This is a genomic window from Campylobacter sp. RM9328 (assembly GCF_012978615.1).
Genome location: NZ_LIWF01000093.1, coordinates 1 through 333 on the forward strand (window position 1 = coordinate 1; position 333 = coordinate 333).

At 29.4% G+C, this 333-nt stretch carries 1 protein-coding gene; it reads left to right on the forward strand.

From position 1 onward, the window contains the following. Nucleotides 1–333: glycosyltransferase family 2 protein (locus CCAL9328_RS10835; protein ID WP_141080966.1), on the forward strand; the 333-nt coding region annotated here is incomplete at both ends.

The following is a 333-nucleotide window of genomic DNA, read 5'->3' on the forward strand; positions in this document are numbered from 1 at the left end:
AAAATATCTATAATAATACCAGTTTATAATGTAGAAAAATATATCAGCCAATGCTTAGACTCAGCAATAAATCAAAGTTTAAAAGATATAGAGATTATCATAGTAGATGATTGTGGCAGTGATAAAAGTATGGATATCGCCCAAGAGTATGCTAAAAATGATAGTAGAATAAAGATTATTAAAAATAGCCAAAATATGGGATTATTTTTAACCAGATGCGAAGGGATTAAATCCGCAACGGGGGAGTATATTTTAAATTTAGATTCTGATGATTTTTTGGATTTAAGGGCTTGTGAGATAGCTTATAATGCCACTAAAGATGGGTATTATGAT